An 18861-nucleotide genomic window follows, 5' to 3' on the forward strand; every position below is an offset into this window, starting at 1 on the left:
ACCGCCTGATGCGATTCCTGTTCGTCGGGCCAGTGCTTTGCCTGCGGCTTCCTTCAGATTCCACCTCGCGGTGGACACCCTTGCCGTCCGGCTAGCGGTTCCCCTTGCCGGGCCCACAGGGGACTTGCACCCCCAAGTCATCCGGCCAGCACCACCTGTACCGGAACAGCGCCCGTCAAGGCGCTACGCGCCATGCCTGGCGCACCATAAAAAACGGCGGCTCCTCGGAGCCGCCGTTTTAGCATCTGTGCCAGCAATGCCGGTGGCGTTTACACCAACGGTTTCTCGGACACGATGATGCCGTTGTTGTCGGCATAGACGTAGTGACCGGGCTGGAAAGTAACACCGTGGAAGGTCACCGGCACGTTCAGGTCGCCAATACCACGCTTAGCGGTCTTACGGGGCACGGTACCCAGCGCCTGCACGCCCAGGTTGGTGGCGCCAATCTCATCCACATCACGGATGCAGCCGTAGATGATCAGGCCGGCCCAGCCGTTCTCTGCGGCTTTTTCCGCCAGCATGTCGCCCAGCAGTGCGTTACGCTTGGACGCGCCACCATCAACCACCATCACACGACCGTTGCCCGGCTGGCCCACCTGCTCTTTCACCACGGAATTGTCTTCGTGGCACTTCACAGTCACGATTTCGCCGCCAAACTGGCGAACACCGCCGTAGTTGTTAAACCCAGGCTCAACCACCTGTACTTCCGGAAACTCATCGCACAAATCCGGCGTAATAATCTTGCTCACGTTTCGCTCTCCTTTTGCCTGAAATGGTCGTGTTTAATCGGTTTTCTCGTCCGCCAGGAAGAACCAGGTATCCATCACCGAATCCGGATTCAGGGACACGGAATCAATGCCGTGTTCCATCAGCCACTTGGCCAGATCCGGATGATCAGACGGCCCCTGGCCGCAGATGCCCACATACTTGCCGGCACGGTTACAGGCCTGGATCGCGTTGGCCAGCAGCTTTTTCACCGCCTCATTACGCTCATCAAACAGGTGGGCGATGATGCCGGAATCCCGGTCCAGCCCCAGGGTGAGCTGGGTCAGGTCATTGGAGCCGATGGAGAAGCCATCAAAGTGCTCCAGGAACTCGTCCGCCAGCAAGGCGTTGGCCGGCAACTCGCACATCATGATCACGCGCAGGCCATTCTCACCACGCTTGAGGCCGTTCTGGGCCAGCAGATCGATAACCTGCTCCGCTTCACCCACGGTACGCACGAACGGCACCATGACTTCCACGTTGGTCAGGCCCATCTCGTCACGCACCTTTTTCAGGGCACGGCACTCCAGCTCAAAGCAATCCTGGAAGGTATCCGAGATGTAACGGGACGCGCCCCGGAAGCCCAGCATCGGGTTTTCCTCGTCCGGCTCATACAGGGTGCCGCCAATGAGGTTGGCGTATTCGTTGGACTTGAAGTCCGACAGGCGCACGATCACTTTCTTCGGAGTGAACGCCGCCGCCAGGGTGGAGATGCCTTCCACCAGCTTGTCCACGTAGAAATCCACCGGGGATGCATAACCTGCGATGCGCTTTTCAACGGTCTGTTTGATATCGCCCGGCAGGCCATCAAAGTTCAGCAGGGCTTTGGGGTGAACACCAATCATGCGATTGATGATGAATTCCAGCCGTGCCAGGCCCACGCCTTCGTTCGGCAGTGCCTGGAAATCAAAGGCCCGGTCCGGGTTGCCCACATTCATCATGATCTTGAACGGGATTTCCGGCATGGAGTCCACGGTGTTCTCGCGCAGCTCAAAGTCCAGCGCGCCTTCGTAGATCAGACCGGTATCGCCCTCGGCACAGGAAACCGTCACTTCCTGGCCGTCTTTCAAAAGGTCTGTGGCTTCTCCACAACCCACAACAGCCGGAATACCCAGTTCGCGGGCAATAATAGCGGCGTGACAGGTACGGCCGCCACGGTCGGTCACAATCGCAGAGGCACGCTTCATGACCGGTTCCCAGTCCGGGTCCGTCATGTCGGTGACCAGAACATCGCCCGGCTGGACACGATCCATTTCCACGATGCTGTCCACGACTCGCACCGGGCCGCTGCCGATCTTGTGACCGATACTCCGGCCTTCCACCAGCACCTTGCCGGTTTCCTTCAGCAGGTAGCGCTCCATCACGTTGGCACCAACCCGGCTCTTAACCGTCTCTGGACGCGCCTGAACAATGTAGATGCGGCCGTCGTCGCCGTCTTTGGCCCACTCGATGTCCATCGGACGACCGTAGTGTTTTTCGATAATCATGGCCTGCTTGGCCAGCTCTTCCACTTCCGCGTCGGTAATGGAGAAACGGTTACGGTCTTCCGGCTCCACCTTAACGGTTTCCACATACTGACCATGGCCGGGCTCGGAATGGTAAACCATCTTGATGGCCTTGCTGCCCAGGTTGCGACGCAGCACCGCCGGGCGACCGGCTTCCAGGGTGCCCTTGTGCACGTAGAACTCATCGGGGTTTACCGCGCCCTGCACCACGGTCTCACCCAGACCGTAAGACGAGGTGATGAACACGGCATCGCGGAAGCCGGATTCAGTGTCCAGAGTAAACATCACGCCACTGGCGGCGGTTTCACTGCGCACCATTTTCTGAATACCGGCGGACAGGGCCACCAGCTTGTGATCAAAACCATGGTGCACACGATAGGAAATCGCACGGTCGTTAAACAGGGAGGCAAACACTTCCTTCACGGTATGACGCACCTGATCCAGACCCACCACGTTCAGGAAGGTTTCCTGCTGGCCGGCGAACGAGGCATCCGGGAGATCTTCCGCCGTGGCGGAGGAACGCACGGCAACGGCCATTTGTTCGTTCCCGTCCTGCAGCTGGCCAAAGGCCTCTTTCAGGGCCTTGTCGAGGGATTCCGGAAAAGCGGTGTCCACCACCCACTGGCGAATCTGCGCACCTACCCGGGCCAACTCATTCACGTCGTTCACGTCGAGGGCATCCAGCGCTTCGTCGATGCGATCTTTCAGGCCGTCGGTTGCCAGAAATTCCCTGTAGGCATGGGCGGTGGTGGCAAAACCACCCGGCACCCGGACACCGGCATTGGCGAGATTACTGATCATTTCACCGAGTGAGGCGTTTTTGCCGCCAACCTGGTCAACATCGTTCATGCCCAGGTGGTCAAACCAGATAATGTAATCTTCCAAAGCGTGTCTCCCTTGAATCTGAATGGCGCAGAGTCTCGAATATGCGCAATATGATACTGTAACCTACAAAAATTACCTAGGGAGCCACGTCAAGACTCCCGGCAATTTGCCCATACTGGACCGGACATATCCATGAAAAGAACCGCGTTTTTTATTTCTGACGGCACCGGACTGACTGCCGAAGCCCTTGGCCATGCGCTGCTCGCCCAGTTCGAGAAAATAGACTTCGAAAAAATAACCGTGCCTTACGTGGACACTGAAGACAAGGCCCGCGATCTGGCAAAACGCATCAATGACGCCGCCGAGGCCACCGGTTACCGCCCCCTGGTGTTTGACACCATTGTTAATGGCGATATACGCCAACTGATCGACACTTCAGAAGGCTTCATGATCGACATTTTTGGCACTTTCCTGAGTCCACTGGAGCAGGAACTGGCCTCTTCGTCGTCTTACACCGTCGGGAAATCCCATGCCATCAACAACGAGGGCAGCTACGAGCGGCGCATTGAAGCGGTCAACTTTGCCCTGGACAATGATGACGGTGCCCGCACCCGCCACTACGCCGACGCGGACCTGATTCTGGTGGGCGCATCCCGTAGCGGTAAAACGCCGACTTGCCTGTACCTGGCCCTGCAATACGGCATCAAGGCCGCCAACTACCCAATCACGGAAGAAGACCTGGACGATCAGACCCTGCCGGCCGCACTGAAACCCCATCGGGAAAAGCTGTTCGGACTGACCATCGACCCCGAACGGCTGGCAACGATTCGTAACGAACGTCGCCCGAATTCCCGCTATTCGTCGCTCAAGCAGTGCATGCTGGAAATCGAAGAGATCGAACTGATGTACAAGCGCGAACGCATTCCCTACCTGAACACCACGGCGTACTCGATCGAAGAGATTTCCACGCGAATCATGGTCTCCACCGGCCTGAAGCGGCACCGGTAACCCCGCCATACGGTCACAAAAAAAGGCGGAAGATCAGGGGTCTTCCGCCTTTTCTGGTTCACAGCTCCAGTGCCGGGGTTTACAACTCCTGAATACCCAGCCCCAGGCTCTCGGCCGTCGCCCGGTTTTCCGGGCTGGTTACCACCGCCACACTGGCGTTTTCCGGCTTCAGCCAGGTGCTTGCCACGCGGCGCAGATCGTCCAGAGTGGTGGCCAGTACCCGTTCACGGAAGCGCGCCCGCTGCTCGGGCGTGCGACCGAACAGCTTGTCATGGTAGGCATGGCGCGCCGCACCCGACGGGGAGCGGGGCTTGTCCAGCCCGCCAATCACACCCAGGATGGCTTCTTCGAGATCCTTGGCTTCGTGCTCCTCGTCCTGAAGCCACTTCAACGAGGCATCAAAGTCATCCAGGGTCTCGCCGAGGCGCGGGTCCCGGTAGGAGAAGAAGCGGAACACCCCGGTAACACTGTCCTGCCCGGCGCCACCGCCATAGGCACCGCCCTTCTCACGAATCGCCCGGTGCAGGTAACCATTGCGCAGGAAGCCACCCAGCACCGTCAGCGCCGCTGCATCCGGGTGATCCACCGGCACGGTAGCGTAAGCCTTGGCACAGAAATTTACCTGAGTGGAGGTGAGCCAGGCTTCCCGGGTGTTGTAGTTCACCGGCTCCATGCGCCAGTTGCCCTCGCCGCCGGCCGGCTCGCCCTGCCAGCAACGTTTCAGCTCGTCCAGCATGGGCGCGGCCTGCTCGTCTTCACCCACCAACAGGAATTCGCGCTTCTGGTTGCGAATGCGATCATGCAGCGCCTGCAGCTTGCCGCAGAACTCCTCAAGCCCCTGCTCGTCTTTCAGCGCCTTGTCGAGTTCCTTGGTGGCCTTGATGGCCGCCAGGCCACCAATTCGATAGGCCAGCCAGGAACCGGCACTCAGGCCCTGTGCCGCCGCGCTCATGGCCAGGGCATGGCCACTGCCAGTCACGGCCTGTTCACGGCGGGCCCGGATCTGGGCGATGATCTCCCGGATGCGCTCCTTTTCATCAAACCGGGCACCGGCATACACGTCCTTGAGCAGGTCCGTCAGCTCCCGGCTGTTCCGGGCCAGGGCCTTGCCGCTAAAAATCAGGTAACCGGACATATCCTGAACGTCGTCAATGCGGCCCTTGGCGGTCAGCGAGGCGCCAATACCGCCAGACTCCGCGGAAATGCGATCCTGCATCTGCAGGTAATCCAACTCGCCGCAGCCCACTTCTGAAATCAGGGTGGCGTAGTACGGCAGCATCAACAGCTCTTCTTCGGTCAGCTCCGGCAACGGCAGCACCACCTGCTGGTACACCAGGCCATTGGTGCCGGCGGAATACACCGTAGCACCGGTTTCGGCATCGAAGCGGCCTTCCGGTTCCGGGCGCTGCAGGGGCACGTCCTCGATTCCCACCTTGGGCAGGATCGAATCATCATCCTTGCGCATCTGGCGCTCTTCCAGAGCCTTGGCCCGCTCGACGATCTGCCGGGTTTCTTCTTCCGTGAGCTGCGCCTTGCGTTCGGCCAACGCGTCCTTGATGGCTTGCTGCCGACGAAGCTCCAGCTGCTGGTCCGGGCGCAGGGTCAGGGTCACGCGGTGCGGGTTATCCAGCAGTTTGCGACTCACCAGGTTGGGCACGTAATCCGGGTCCTTGATCTTTTCACGCAGGGTGGCCAGGGCCGGCTCGATGTCCAGGGTGTCCACCGGATCACCACCATGCACCATGGGCGAGATGGCGTTCATGATCAGTTGCAGGCCGTAGGGGAAGTGATCCCCGGCAATCTCACGCTGATGCAATTCCAGCTGGTGCAGGATGGCTTCCAGCCGTTCCTTGCTGACGCCCTCTTCCACTACTTTCTCAAGCGTGGATTCCACCAGCGCCTCAAATTGCTCACGGCGCTCCGGCTCCGAACCTTCGATGCCACAGACAAACGTCATTTCCCGGTTCGAATCTTCCAGTCCCATCATGGGGGACGGCGCATGACCCAGGTCGGTGGTTTCCAGAGCCTGCATCAGCGGCGAGGCACTGTTTTCCAGCAACACGGCCGACAACAGCTGGCCTTCCATGTTTTCCAGGAAATCAAAGCTGTGGCCCAGCAGCCACCCCATGACCATGTGTGTCTTGTTGGCGGTCTCCTCACCCTCGTTCACGGCGTAGCCCTGCTCCACCCGGGTCGGACTGAACAGGCGCTTCTCGTCCCGCACCGGCAGGTCAATCTCCAGGCGGTCAAAGCGCTTGAGGGCCAGCTCTTCGAACTTCTCATGGTGTTCATGGGCCGGAATGTTGCCGTAGGTGGCAAAGATGGCATTACTGGGGTGGTAGTGGTGCTTGTAGAACGCCAGCAAATCCTCATAGCTCAGATCGACAATGTGATCGGGCTCTCCACCACTGTTGTAATGGTAGGTGGTGGTTGGGAACAGGTGGCTGGACAGGTTCTGCCACAACTGGGAGGTCGGTGCGCTCATGGCACCTTTCATCTCATTGTAGACGACACCACGATAGACCAGATCACTGGAAGGATCGTCCGACTTTTCAAATTCCAGGCGATGGCCTTCCTGGGCAAAATCCAGCGGATCAAGCTTGGAGAAAAACACCGAGTCCAGATACACGGACAACAGGTTGTCGAAATCCTTTCGGTTCATGCTGGCAAACGGATAGGCGGTCCAGTCACTACTGGTGAAAGCGTTCATGAAGGTGTTCAGCGAGCGCTGAATCATCATGAAGAAGGGATCGCGCACCGGATACCGCTCACTGCCACAAAGTGCGGTATGCTCGAGAATGTGGGCGACCCCGGTAGAATCCATCGGGAAGGTTCGCAGGGCCACGAAGAACACGTTTTCTTCGTTGTCGGCCGCCAGGTGAAGGTGGCGGGCACCGGTTTTTTTGTGTCGGTACTCCTCAACCTCAAGGTTCAGGGTACCAACCCGGTGACTGCGAAGTTTCTCGAAAGCTGGATGCGTTGCGGTATCTGTCGCTGCAGCCATTAAAAGATCCTGTGATTGAAAGTTTAAGAATGACAGGGTAACACGTACTATTAATTATAATGCCCGGAACCAGCAACTATGATGCCCGGAACAAAATAAACAAGGTAACCTGCTAGCCCATGACGCAACAAACCCCGGACACCAATCCCATCGAAGCCCCTCAGGTTGCCGCCTGGTGGGCCGAACGCCGCCGTTATCTTGAACAGATCCGGAAAGTACCGGACATCAAACAACGCTTTCGCAAGGAGCTGTTCTTTTATGTTCTGCGCCGGGTGCTCTGGTCCTACGGCTTTTTCCCGGTGGTTCTGGCGTTCTGGTTGCCGCTGGTGCTCGCCAGTTTCAACCCGGTGGTCATGGCCCAGGATCTGATTACCCTGCTTCAGGGCTTTGTTGCCACCAACCCCGAACAACAGGCCAATACCCTGAGCTCTCTGACCATAGGCTGGCTCTCCATTGGCACTTTCTTCCTTGTATTCGATGTGGTCATCAGCCCCTTCCGCTCACCCTATGAATATGAAGCGGACGTTTACATGAAGTCGTGGGAGCAGTTGAACGGTACCTTTGGCTCCGAGTTCCCCGCCCCGTCACCAGAGTAACCGCACTGCCCCCATCTTTGTTAGAATGAGAGATCATGCATTCAAACCGGGCAAGCTCTCTCATGGACCACCTTTTCGTCGACAACCTGACCGTCATCGATTTCGCCTACCTCCATGCCACTCGTGGCCTGGTGGGTGAAAGCTGGATTGTCGATGTCGTGCTCGGTGGCGAGCTGGACGAACAGGGTATGGTGTTCGATTTCAGCAATGTAAAACGCACCATCAAGCAGGTCATCGATGAGCGCGTGGACCATCGCCTGGTTATTCCACGGGACTACCCCGGGCTTAACCGACAGGCAGACACCCCTGACACTTTCACTTGGCAACTGACCGACGGCAGCCACATCGACCATAGCTCTCCCGATGAAGCCGTGGTCTGGCTCCCGGCCGAGAAGGTGGTGCCTTCCGCCGTCGCCAGGCTTCTGGAAGACGAACTGAAAGCGGTGCTGCCTGGCAACGTGACCTCGGTAGAGATCAATCTGCGTGAGGAAGAGATCGAGGGCGCCTACTACCACTACGTCCACGGCCTGAAAAAACACCTCGGCAACTGCCAGCGCATCGCCCATGGCCACCGCTCCCCTATTCGGATCGACCGCAATGGCTATCGCGACTACCGGCTGGAAAGCCGCTGGGCGAAACTCTGGCAGGACGTCTACGTGGGCACCGAAGAGGACGTAGCCCGGCGCTTTGTAGGCGACGATGGCAGCACCTATATCACTTTCGAGTACGAGGCCAACCAGGGCGAGTTTGCCCTCACCCTGCCGGAGCAGCGCGTGTACATGATTGATACCGACAGCACGGTCGAGTTTATTGCCGCGCACATTGCCGACACGCTGAAAGTGGAGTTCCCGGAAGACCAGATTCGAGTAAAAGCGTTTGAAGGGGTGGGCAAAGGCGCCATTGCCTGCCGCTAACAGACGGTCCCTGTAGAGAGAGGCCCCGCTTACGGGCGGGGCCGTCCCTGACAAAACCTGCAGACACAAAAAAACCGCCCGAAGGCGGTTTTTTTGTTGGCTTCGCGGTGGACTAAACCGCTAAGCCGAATTGGCGTCCCCTAGGGGGTTCGAACCCCTGTTGCCGCCGTGAAAGGGCGGAGTCCTAGGCCACTAGACGAAGGGGACTAGAAATTGGTGGAGCCAAGCGGGATCGAACCGCTGACCTCAACACTGCCAGTGTTGCGCTCTCCCAGCTGAGCTATGGCCCCTCAACGGATGCGTATATTAAGGATCGACCCTGGGGGCGTCAACACCTGAAAACACATTTTTTAAAGTTTTTTGAACATCCCTGTTCATTCCGTTTAATTCTCAAACAATCCGATTATTAAACGTCCAACGCAGCGTATTCTTTCTCTACCCGCTTGGTTTCTTTCTTGGAAAAGCCACCCAGAATCTGCAGCGCGTAACGCAGGCGGGAGCGGGTCATGTCCGGCCCGAGCAGATCCATGGAGTCCATGACCGACCAGGAATTGGGTGTACCGGCAATGGCCACAAAAATAGCGAACATGAAATCGCCCATCTTCATGTCCATGGCCTTGGCCAGGGATTTAATGTCGGCAAAGATGGTGTCCTTGCTCCAGTGCCGCTGGGCCTCCAGTTTCCACAACGTGAACTGAAGTACCCGCTTCACCTCGCCCTCTTCCAGCTTCTTGTGCTCAAAGTCCTCAGGCTTGAGGTCGAGCATGCCGCTGAACATGAACTGCGCCATGGGGGCAATGTCCGAGAACACCTCCGCACGCCCCTTGATGTGCGGCACCAGGGTTTGCAGGTCGTCCTTGTTGAACCACCACTGCTGCAACCGCTCCATGAACTGCTCGTCGTTGAGCTCTTCGCGGATCCAGTGGCCGTTCAGCCAGCGCAGCTTCTCTACATCAAACACGGGCCCACCGAGCGATACACGCTGGATGTCGAAGTTCTCGATCATTTCATCCAGGGTGAACTTCTCCCGCTCATCGGGCATGGACCAGCCCATGCGGCCCAGGTAGTTGGTGACCGCCTCCGGCATGAAGCCCATGCGCTCGTAGAAATTGATGCTGGTGGGGTTCTTGCGCTTGGAGAGCTTGCTCTTGTCCGGGTTGCGCAACAACGGCAGGTGGCACAGCTCCGGCATGTCCCAGCCAAAGTATTCGTACAGCAACTTGTGCTTGGGTGCCGAGTTGATCCACTCCTCGCCCCGCAGTACGTGGGTGATTTTCATCAGGTGGTCATCGACCACATTGGCCAGGTGATAGGTGGGCATGCCGTCGGATTTCAGCAGGATCTGGCAATCCACCTGGGCCCAGTCGATCTCGATGGTGCCACGCAGCATATCCTGAATCTCACACATGCCCTCATCCGGCACTTTCATGCGGATCACGTAAGGCTCGCCGGCTTCCAGGCGACGCTTGACCTCTTCTTCGGGCAATTCCAGGTCGCCCTTGATACCCGGATTCTGGCCGGCCGCCTTACGCTCCTCACGGATGGCGTCCAGCTCTTCCGGCGTGCGGAAGCAGTAGAACGCGTGCCCGGCGGTGACCAGATCTTCTGCGTACTGGGCGTACATGTGCTTGCGCTCTGACTGGCGGTACGGGCCATAAGGGCCACCCAGGTCGGGGCCTTCGTCCCAGTTCAGGCCCAACCAGCGCAAGGCCTGGAGAATGTCGCGCTCGGACTCTGCCGTGCTTCGAACCTGGTCGGTGTCTTCAATGCGCAGAATGAACTGGCCGCCGTGCTGGCGCGCAAAACACAGGTTGAACAGCGCCACGTAGGCGGTCCCTACGTGGGGATCGCCCGTGGGTGACGGAGCAATTCGGGTGCGTACTGTCATGAAACCATCCTGAAAATAAGTGGCCGGTGAATAAACGCGCCATTATAGCGGCCATCGGATCATTTCGCATGATCGTCTTTGCCCGCGCACCGGTTTAATGTAATATTATAACATTCCCAATAACGCACAGGTCTGTAACAATGGCATTAAAAGCAACGTCTCTGGCCTTGGGGCTGAGCACCCTGATGGCAGCCCTCCCGGTTTCCGCCGCCAATGTGGTGGCCTCCATCAAGCCGGTGGAGCTTCTCGTAAAAGCGGTTGGAGGCGACACCACAAACATCACCACGCTGGTGCCGCCCGGCGCCAGCCCCCACAACTACAGCATGAAGCCTTCCCAACGACGCGCGCTGGAAAACGCTGACGTTGTATTCTGGATTGGCCCGGACATGGAAACATTCCTGGAGCGACTGCTCGGTAGCGAGGAGTTTGAAGGGAGAGTCGTCGCCCTTGCCGATCATGAAGATGAAGAACGCCCGGAGCCTGAGCGCGACGATCATGGGCACGAGCCCCATGGCCATCCCCATGGGGGTGGCGAAGATCCACACATCTGGGTAGACCCACAGCTGGCACTGGAGATGGCCCAAAAAATACACGCCCAGCTGGGCAGCCTGGACGGCGCCAACCGGCAGCAATTGGACGCCAACCTGGCACAGTTTGAACAGGCGTTACAGGAGACCGAGGAGACCATCAGCCAGCAATTAACGGCCGTGGAAGACGTTAGCCTGTTCGCCTACCACAGTGCGTTTGAGCGTTTCGCTGAGCACTACAAGCTCAACCTGGAAGGCGTGCTTACCCTGAACCCCGAACTGTCGCCCGGCGCAAGGCACATTGCCGACGTGCAGAACAAACTCCGGAAGGCCAACCAGCCCTGCCTGCTCACCGAACCCCAGTTCGACCGCCAGTGGTGGCGCTCGATCACCCAGGGACTGGACGTAACCTTCAGCACCTGGGACCCACTGGCCATGGACATTGAACCCAATGCCGAGGGCTACCTGAAGTTCCAGCAAAGCATCGCCGATGCCGTGCTCAAATGCTCACCAAAGCACACTAAGCAGTAACGGAATCGACACCATCGCCAATAGCGTTTGCCCGCTGATGATTCCCGCCATCAGCGGCGCATCGCCGCCCAGTTGGCGCGCCAGAATATAGGCCGACGTTGCTGTGGGCAGGGTGGCCAGCAGCACCGCCACCTGCACCAGCAGGCCTTCCAGTCCCAACAGCATCGCCAGCCCAGCCGCCATCAGCGGAAACGCCACCAGCTTCAACACGGAAGACACGACAAAGGGCGCCGCACTGCCCCGCAGGGCACTGAGCTGCAGGCCCGCGCCCACCGTCATCAGACCCATGGGCAGGGCCAGATTGCTCAAGGGTTCCAGCACGCCAGCCAGCAAGGGGTGGAAACCCACCTCGAAATAGCCCCAGAGCACGCCCAACACCGAACCGACAATCAGCGGGTTGGTCACAATCGCCTTGAGTACCTTGGTAAACTCTATGCGGCTCTCATCCGCCACCAGGGCGAACATCACAATGCACAACAGGTTGAGCAGCGGCACCATAATGGCGACGGCAATGGCCGTCATTTGTAAACCTTCGTCCCCGAGCAGCATGCCACCGGCGGCCAGGCCCACGTACGAGTTGAAACGGATCGCCCCCTGGTAAACCGACGAAAACACCGGCCCGCGCCAGCGCCAGAACCACTGCACCAACACCAGCACCACCGTCATGGCCGCCAGCATGGAGCCAATCAACAACGCGGTATCGCCATAGGCGGAAGCCGGCAGCCGGGCCTGGCCCAGCTTGTACACCAGCATCGCGGGAAACAGCACGTAATAGGTAAAGCGTTCCGCCTGGGGCCAGAAATCCCCACCCGGGAAGTTCCAGCGGCGCAGTGTGTGCCCCAGGGCAATCAGGACAAACACCGGAAGAAGAGCGTGGACCATCACTGGCATACCGGGCGAAGACTCCATCAAAACATGATCATATGGGAGCCGCTAACATACCACAGCCACTCAGTAGACATCTTCCAGATATCGTCCCTCCTGCTTGAGGCTTTCAATATCTGTTTTCAGTGGCTTGAGTATGTTGTTGATCACCGCACGCACCTCAGCCGCCATGCCACTGCCACCGCAAACCAGGACCTGGGCACCCATTTCGATCATTTTGCGTACGTTCTGGGCATCCTCATTCAGCTTGTCCTGGACATAGGCACTTTCCCGGGTTCTGGAAAATGCCGTCCGCAGTCCGGTAAGTCGTTGATCACGCAGATAACTGCCAAGCTCTGGTCGGTAGAGATAATCGGAATGAGGGTCCCGGCCTCCCCAATAAAGATACATGGGATGACGCGCGTCGTTTTTCCGGATAAAGCCCGCGAGCGGACCAATGCCGGCACCCGCTCCAATCAGAATAACCGGGTGGCTGCCTGGTGCTGGCCGAAATTCCGGGTTGGGCTGAATAAACCCCTGAATCCGCTCGCCTGGCTGCAGGCCATGCAGAAATCCCGAGCACTTCCCTCCCGGCAGTCTGCGTACGCAAATCTCAAGCAAGCCATCGTCACTGGATGATGCCAGGGAGTAATACCTCGGTTTATCGTCGCCTGGAGGGCAAACGCCAATCAGATCGCCCGCGTGAAAATCCACCAGCGGGTCCCTCTTGTTACCTACCCTATTGATCCAACGTTTGGTACCAGCATCGGGCCTGAAGCGAAGAATGCTGGTAGGCGCCTCCACTTCCACACCGAAATCAGCCCGATCGACCAGCTCCAGGTCCAGAAGGGCTGGCGGCGCCGGATTATGCGACAGCCGAATGTTCAATCCCGTCACTTCTGCTAGCCGACTTCCCCACTGACTGAACTGTTCTGGGGACTTTTGGTCCACAAATGCAGGGCTTTGCAGCCGTGCGAGCCCATGGGACGCCAAGGCCACGTCAACGTCTTTGGCAAACTGGCAAAACCGGGGGAACTGACGGTCACCAAATCCGAGCACGGCAAATTTAAGATTGGTAGAGCAGCGAAAGAGCGCAAGCTTCTCCATGAACCGGCTGGCAGAGGCTGGCGCCGCACCGTCACCATAAGTGGATGTCAGCACGAACAGCAGTGACGCCCTCGGATATTCCTCCGCCAACGCATTCATGTCGGCAGAGTGAACGCATCTTCCCGCGCGGGAAAGCTGTGCATGCAAGTCCCCGGCAAAACCACGAGTCGAGTTGCCTTCCGAACCGATCAGGATCACTGTATCCGCATCTGCCGGGCTGGCATTATCCTGAACATCACCTGAAGCCCTTCTGGACCACCACACACGAATGCCGGTTATAGAAAGCACAGGCACTGTTAACGCCGCCAGCCCCAACAGCAAACCCAGCCACCACAGACCCTCCCCGGTATGAAGGCGCACTATCCACTCAACAACCTGATTGCCGGTCGATGCACTCTTGTATTCAACAAACTGGCCTGTCGCCTGGTCGATAAATCCCGCGCCCTGGCGGGTGCTCAGAGAAAAGACATCGCGAGGATCACCGGGATACGGAAACACCAGTTCGCGCAGATTATTGACGTCTGTACTTCTCAGTGCCTCCATTGAGCCGACAGGTAGAGGTTCACCATCAGACACCTCCATCGGAAACGGCGGCTCGTTATCCGCAGGTTCTGGCAACAAGCCAAACCGGGTCGCAGACATGTAACTGCCGGTCAACGCAGACAACAGCAAACCTATCAATGCAAAGCGCGCCAGCTCAGAATGGACACGACTGTCGCCACTGCCCTTGAAACCACGAAGCAAAAGCAGCCAGCCACCGGCCCGGCGGGCAAGCATAAATGCGCCTGAAATACACATCAGCACCATGATTGCAGCCAACACACCGGCCAGCACACGACCCGCTTCGTCTAAAAGAAACGAACGGTGCAGATCTTTTACCCAGCGGAATAAGGCGGACGGCTCATAGGGCCCGATGGTTTCACCGGTTTCAGGGTTCACCAGGTCCGCGCCTGGCTTGCCATCCCGTGTGTAATAGACGATAACAGCGCCAGACGGTGTGCGTTTGATCTGCTCCGCCGACGGATACCGCTCGACCACACTCTGCGCAAGCTGGGCGACGCTGATCATGCCATCTGACGGCACCACGGCGCTGGAGCGTTCAAGCGCCGGTGAAACCGCCAGAATCACTCCTGTTATGGCCAGCAGGATCAGAAAAGGTGCCGCCAGTAGCCCTGGGTAAAAATGAAGCTTCCGCCACATAAAAACGTCCTTCAACGCTGATTCAGAAGTTGTAGGTGAACGATTTCACGTAACCCCGGCCAGCAACCGGTTTGCCCGCACCTTCGGACGTCAGCGGGACCATGACATCGGAACGATTGTCTCGCCTGTCCTCTACCGCAGTGTCCACGTGGATCTCATAGCCGTTATCAATGAACGAATCATCGATATTCATGGTCATCGTCAGTGTCCGGCCACTGGTGATGCTGGCGCCCGTCAGGCCGTCATACTCGGCGCGTCTCATTCGACTGCCCCGGGCCCAGCCGCGCAGGTGCTTGTAATACTCACTATCCCGGCCGGCAATCCAGAGCGTACCCTGGTAAACCCCGTTGGAGTCCGTCAGGTAAATGGCCAGATAAGCGCCGTCACCACGATAGTTCGTCAGTTGCGTATCAAAGGTGACTTCCCGGGCGCTGGCCGTCGCTGAAAAAAACATGGTCATCACAAGACCGAAAACAACAAAATACTTTCTCATGGCACTCTCCTTATTGAGCCCGCTTCCAATGCCTTACTGAACGCTGACAGAAGGACGACCTTTCACAATGCCGTTACTGGGCATGGTTTGCTGGCGATTGCCGTCAGCCTGATAATTCCGACGTTCGTCATCATCCCTCTCGTCGTCATCGTCATCCTCGTCTTCCCGCTCCAGTTCCATGAGCTCAAAATTTGAGGGTGCAAAGCTGGCTTCCACCCGGCTACCGTGCGGATTCCTTCCTTCCACCTCATAACAGCCGTCATCGACCTTGATCCGATAGACTTCCCAGCCATCGGCCTCAAGCTGCTGTCTCAGATTTTCACGAGGCTGCCAGCCAGACACCGGATCATCGCAGTCGTCATCGGCGAGCGCGGCACCGGTCAGAAGAAACATCGACAAACCCAATGCAATAGATCTGTTTTTCATCATTACTCTCCTCTGTGTGGACACCGTCAGTGTATTCAGCCTTCCTGACAGCAACCTGAAGAACACAGATCTTTTTGTGCCATACACCGAACGGCGTGTCTTAAGGCTGTTGTCAGGAAAGGCGTGTATCCTTGCTTTAAAATCTTCAACAAAAGGAACCGGCATGCGGGTATTGTTGGTGGAAGACGCCGACCGGCTGGGAGCAGCGGTGCAGGAACAAATCAGGGAGGATGGCCATGCCACGGATTGGGTTCAGACCCTCACTTATGCCGAAGCCAGCCTTCAAACCACCGCCTACGGTCTCATTCTTCTGGACCTGATGCTGCCCGACGGCTACGGCACCGACTTCCTGAAAAAACTACGAAAAAGCGGCGACAACACACCGGTTATCATCCTTACCGCACGGGACCAGATATCGGACCGTATCGAAGGACTAAACGCAGGTGCCGATGACTACCTGGTGAAACCGTTCGACTTGTCGGAACTTTCAGCGCGCGTTGCTGCCGTGGCGAGGCGCTATCGTGGCAACCCCAACCCCACGGTTTGTCTGGGAGGGCTGGACATCAGCCTTCAGGATCATACCGTGCTGCGTAGCGGCGAGAAGGTGGGGCTGACGGCCCGTGAATGGGCACTACTGGAGGCACTTCTTCAGCGCCCGGGGATGCTGTTATCAAAGGCCCAACTGGAAGAACGACTCTACGAGTTCGACGCCGAGGTTGAAAGCAACGCCATTGAGGTGCATATCAGTCGATTACGCAAAAAGCTGGGGCGGGATGTTATTGTGACCGTCCGTGGGATGGGGTATCGCCTGAGCACCGATGAAAACTGAAAACAGCTTACAAAAAACACTCAGCCTGTGGCTGACTGTTGGGCTCACGTTGCTCTGGTTGGCAGGTGTGCTGGCATCCGGGCTGGTCGCCCGGCACGAGATCAATGAAGTCTTTGATAGCGCGCTTCAGGAAACCGCCCAGCGAATTCTACCCCTTGCCGTCACCGAGATTCTCAACCGCGATGCCGCCGCTGGTCCTGGCCGCGCACCGGCCACGGAAGACCATGAGGAGTACATCACCTACCTGGTCCGGGACAATTCCGGCAACATCCTGTTGCGCTCCCACGATGCAGACCCTTCGGTGTTCAACACCAAGCCGAAAATCGGCTTCTTCGAAACCCCTAGCCACCGGATATACGGTGACTCTGCTGTCAGCGATACCTTATTTATAGAGGTCGCAGAGCCCCTGGCCCACCGACGGCAAGCCGCGATTGAAACCAGTCTTGCTCTTCTTCTGCCATTAATTCTGCTGGTACCTGTCAGCCTGATCTGCGTCTGGTGGGCCGTCAGATTCTCGCTTCGCCGGGTATTGGTATTCCGCCAGTCGCTCGAAACCAGGGGCAACACCGACCTGTCGCCGATAACGGTAACCAGATTGCCAGCAGAGTTTGGACCCATCGCAACCTCGATCAACCAGTTGCTGGAGCGGCTCAGAAATGCTCTTGAAGCTGAAAGAAGTTTTACAGCAAACAGCGCCCACGAATTGAGAACGCCACTGGCAACGGCGCTGGCGCAGGTACAGCGATTAAAAACGGAACTCGCTGAAGAACCAACGCACCAGAAAGCCTGCGAAATTGAGGAATCGTTGCAAGATCTTTCCCGCCTATCCAGCAAGTTGCTGGAGCTGGCGAAGGCCGAGGGCGGCGGTATTCTGGCGGAAAAGGAAAGCAACCTGGTACCGGTTCTGCGCACCCTCGTGAGCGACTACGATCGCTTGCACCCCGGAAGAATCCAGCTTGAAGCGGCGGACATGCCGGTAACCTCCCTACTGGACCCGGACGCTTTTGCAATACTGGCCAGAAATCTGATTGAGAACGCACTAAAACATGGCTCTGAAACAGACCCGGTCACTATTCGGCTGCTTCAAGACGGCACGTTAACCATTGCCAACAGTGGCCCTGCCATTCCCCCTGAAGCAATGCCCCAACTGCAAAACCGGTTTGTCCGCGCCAATAACAAGGTCTCCGGCTCCGGCTTGGGGCTTGCGATTGTCCAGGCCATCGCCAGCAGTGCGAATCTGAAATTAAGCTTCTACTCCCCCGCCCGTGGACGGGAAGATGGTTTTGAAGCCGAGCTGAACGTTGTGATCAGACCTTAGCAAGCGTCGTCATTAATCGTCTATAAACACCAGGCTTTCATCACCGGTGGCCTCTTCCAGACGACCCAGGGGCTGCAGCTCCAGCCCCTGCTCCCGGGCACTGGCTTCAAATGCTTCACGACTGCTTTCAGCCACGCTCACCATCAAACCGCCACTGGTCTGTGGATCACAGAACACCAACTTGTCTTCTTCAGTCATGCCCGAAATCGCGTTACCAAAGGCATGAGCGTTGCGGTGGGTACCGCCAGGAATGCAGCCGGCTTCAATGTAGGGCTGAAGGTTGGCCAGCACCGGCACCGCCTGGCGACTGACCCGGGCACTCACGCCGCTGCCCCGACAGATCTCCAGCAGGTGGCCGGCCAGGCCAAAGCCGGTGACGTCGGTCATGGCATTCACGCCATCAATTTCCGAGAACACTTCGCCCACTTTATTGAGGGTGGACATGCTCTTTACCGCTACTGCCAGGTCCTCCTCGGATACCTTGCCCTTCTTGGAGGCGCTGGTCAGGATACCCACGCCCAACGGTTTGGTGAGGTAAAGCAGATCCCCGGCCTTGGCGGTGTCGTTCTGCACAATACGGTCTACCGCCACCTGGCCGGTCACCGCCAACCCGAAAATCGGTTCCGGCGAATCAATGCTGTGGCCACCCGCCAGGGCGATGCCCGCTTCGGCACACACGGCGCGACCGCCATCGATCACCTTGCCGGCAATTTCCGGCTCCAGCTGATCCACCGGCCAGCCCAGGATGGCAATCGCCATGACCGGTTTGCCCCCCATGGCATAGACGTCACTGATGGCGTTCGCCGCTGCGATACGACCGAAATCGAACGGGTCATCCACCACCGGCATGAAGAAATCAGTGGTACTGATAATGCCCAACCCATTACCAACGTCCGCCACTGCAGCATCATCACGGCTGGAATTTCCCACCAGCAACTTCGGGTCTTTGAACTCGGGGGCATCGGTATGAAGGATGCGGTCCAGAACGTCCGGAGCAATCTTGCAGCCACAGCCGGCGCCGTGACTGAATTGTGTCAGTTTGATGGACAAGGTTTGTTCCT

The 18861-nt window shown here is 58.0% G+C and carries 15 protein-coding genes and 2 tRNA genes; 6 read left to right on the plus strand and 11 right to left on the minus strand.

The genetic code is table 11. The annotated features are described in order from the left end of the window. Positions 1–269: 269 nt before the first annotated feature. Together rraA and ppsA are read right to left on the minus strand one after the other, a co-directional pair. Positions 270–749, minus strand: coding sequence for a ribonuclease E activity regulator RraA (rraA, locus tag BY454_RS07155; protein WP_104415808.1), 480 nt, complete (start codon positions 747–749; stop codon positions 270–272). Between the two features lie 33 nt (positions 750–782). Beyond that, positions 783–3155 (minus strand): phosphoenolpyruvate synthase, encoded by a 2373-nt coding sequence (gene ppsA, locus BY454_RS07160; protein ID WP_104415809.1) that lies wholly within the window; start codon positions 3153–3155, stop codon positions 783–785. 132 nt (positions 3156–3287) lie between these two features. On the opposite strand from ppsA, the gene ppsR reads away from it, so the two are divergent. Further along, on the plus strand, positions 3288–4103 hold the full coding sequence (gene ppsR, locus BY454_RS07165) for a posphoenolpyruvate synthetase regulatory kinase/phosphorylase PpsR (RefSeq protein WP_104415810.1): 816 nt from the start codon (positions 3288–3290) through the stop codon (positions 4101–4103). A gap of 79 nt (positions 4104–4182) precedes the next feature. On the opposite strand, the gene BY454_RS07170 is transcribed toward ppsR, so the two are convergent. Beyond that, positions 4183–7107 carry an insulinase family protein gene (locus BY454_RS07170; RefSeq protein WP_104415811.1) on the minus strand — a complete coding sequence of 975 codons (2925 nt, stop codon included), beginning with the start codon at positions 7105–7107 and terminating at the stop codon, positions 4183–4185. 119 nt (positions 7108–7226) lie between these two features. Between BY454_RS07170 and BY454_RS07175 the strand changes: the two genes are divergently transcribed. Continuing rightward, a complete protein-coding gene (locus BY454_RS07175; RefSeq protein WP_104415812.1) occupies positions 7227–7703 on the plus strand; it encodes a hypothetical protein in 477 nt (158 codons plus the stop codon). A gap of 62 nt (positions 7704–7765) precedes the next feature. Further along, entirely contained in the window at positions 7766–8617 is an 852-nt protein-coding gene (locus tag BY454_RS07180) for a 6-pyruvoyl trahydropterin synthase family protein (protein WP_104415813.1), read from the plus strand. 131 nt (positions 8618–8748) lie between these two features. Here BY454_RS07180 and BY454_RS07185 read toward each other — a convergent pair. The 3 genes from BY454_RS07185 to gltX form a co-directional block, all read right to left on the minus strand. Then, positions 8749–8824 (minus strand) — tRNA-Glu (locus tag BY454_RS07185). Positions 8825–8831: 7 nt separating this feature from the next. Beyond that, positions 8832–8907, minus strand: a tRNA-Ala gene (locus BY454_RS07190). A 116-nt stretch (positions 8908–9023) separates the two neighbouring features. Continuing rightward, complete coding sequence (gltX, locus tag BY454_RS07195; RefSeq protein ID WP_104415814.1) at positions 9024–10505, minus strand: glutamate--tRNA ligase; 1482 nt, start codon at positions 10503–10505, stop codon at positions 9024–9026. A 140-nt stretch (positions 10506–10645) separates the two neighbouring features. On the opposite strand from gltX, the gene BY454_RS07200 reads away from it, so the two are divergent. After that, on the plus strand, positions 10646–11563 hold the full coding sequence (locus BY454_RS07200; RefSeq protein ID WP_104415815.1) for a zinc ABC transporter substrate-binding protein: 918 nt from the start codon (positions 10646–10648) through the stop codon (positions 11561–11563). On the opposite strand, the gene BY454_RS07205 is transcribed toward BY454_RS07200, so the two are convergent. From BY454_RS07205 to BY454_RS07220, 4 genes are read right to left on the minus strand one after another with little or no spacing between them, the layout of a single operon-like run. Continuing rightward, positions 11540–12454 (minus strand): AEC family transporter, encoded by a 915-nt coding sequence (locus BY454_RS07205; RefSeq protein WP_104415816.1) that lies wholly within the window; start codon positions 12452–12454, stop codon positions 11540–11542. The genes BY454_RS07200 and BY454_RS07205 overlap by 24 nt on opposite strands. A 60-nt stretch (positions 12455–12514) precedes the next feature. Continuing rightward, positions 12515–14734, minus strand: a complete 2220-nt coding sequence (locus BY454_RS07210; RefSeq protein ID WP_104415817.1) for a PepSY domain-containing protein — start codon at positions 14732–14734, stop codon at positions 12515–12517. Between the two features lie 22 nt (positions 14735–14756). Continuing rightward, positions 14757–15227, minus strand: a complete 471-nt coding sequence (locus BY454_RS07215; protein WP_104415818.1) for a DUF2271 domain-containing protein — start codon at positions 15225–15227, stop codon at positions 14757–14759. Positions 15228–15260: 33 nt separating this feature from the next. After that, entirely contained in the window at positions 15261–15653 is a 393-nt protein-coding gene (locus tag BY454_RS07220) for a PepSY domain-containing protein (RefSeq protein WP_104415819.1), read from the minus strand. A 163-nt stretch (positions 15654–15816) separates the two neighbouring features. On the opposite strand from BY454_RS07220, the gene BY454_RS07225 reads away from it, so the two are divergent. Both BY454_RS07225 and BY454_RS07230 read left to right on the plus strand, forming a co-directional pair. After that, positions 15817–16482, plus strand: a complete 666-nt coding sequence (locus tag BY454_RS07225) for a response regulator (protein WP_104415820.1) — start codon at positions 15817–15819, stop codon at positions 16480–16482. Further along, positions 16472–17800, plus strand: a complete 1329-nt coding sequence (locus BY454_RS07230) for an ATP-binding protein (protein ID WP_104415821.1) — start codon at positions 16472–16474, stop codon at positions 17798–17800. The genes BY454_RS07225 and BY454_RS07230 overlap by 11 nt, the downstream gene beginning before the upstream one ends. Positions 17801–17812: 12 nt before the next feature. Here BY454_RS07230 and selD read toward each other — a convergent pair whose 3' ends face one another. After that, entirely contained in the window at positions 17813–18850 is a 1038-nt protein-coding gene (gene selD, locus BY454_RS07235) for a selenide, water dikinase SelD (protein ID WP_104415822.1), read from the minus strand. Positions 18851–18861 lie beyond the last annotated feature (11 nt).

The organism is Marinobacter persicus, from assembly GCF_002934325.1.
GTDB lineage: Bacteria > Pseudomonadota > Gammaproteobacteria > Pseudomonadales > Oleiphilaceae > Marinobacter > Marinobacter persicus_A.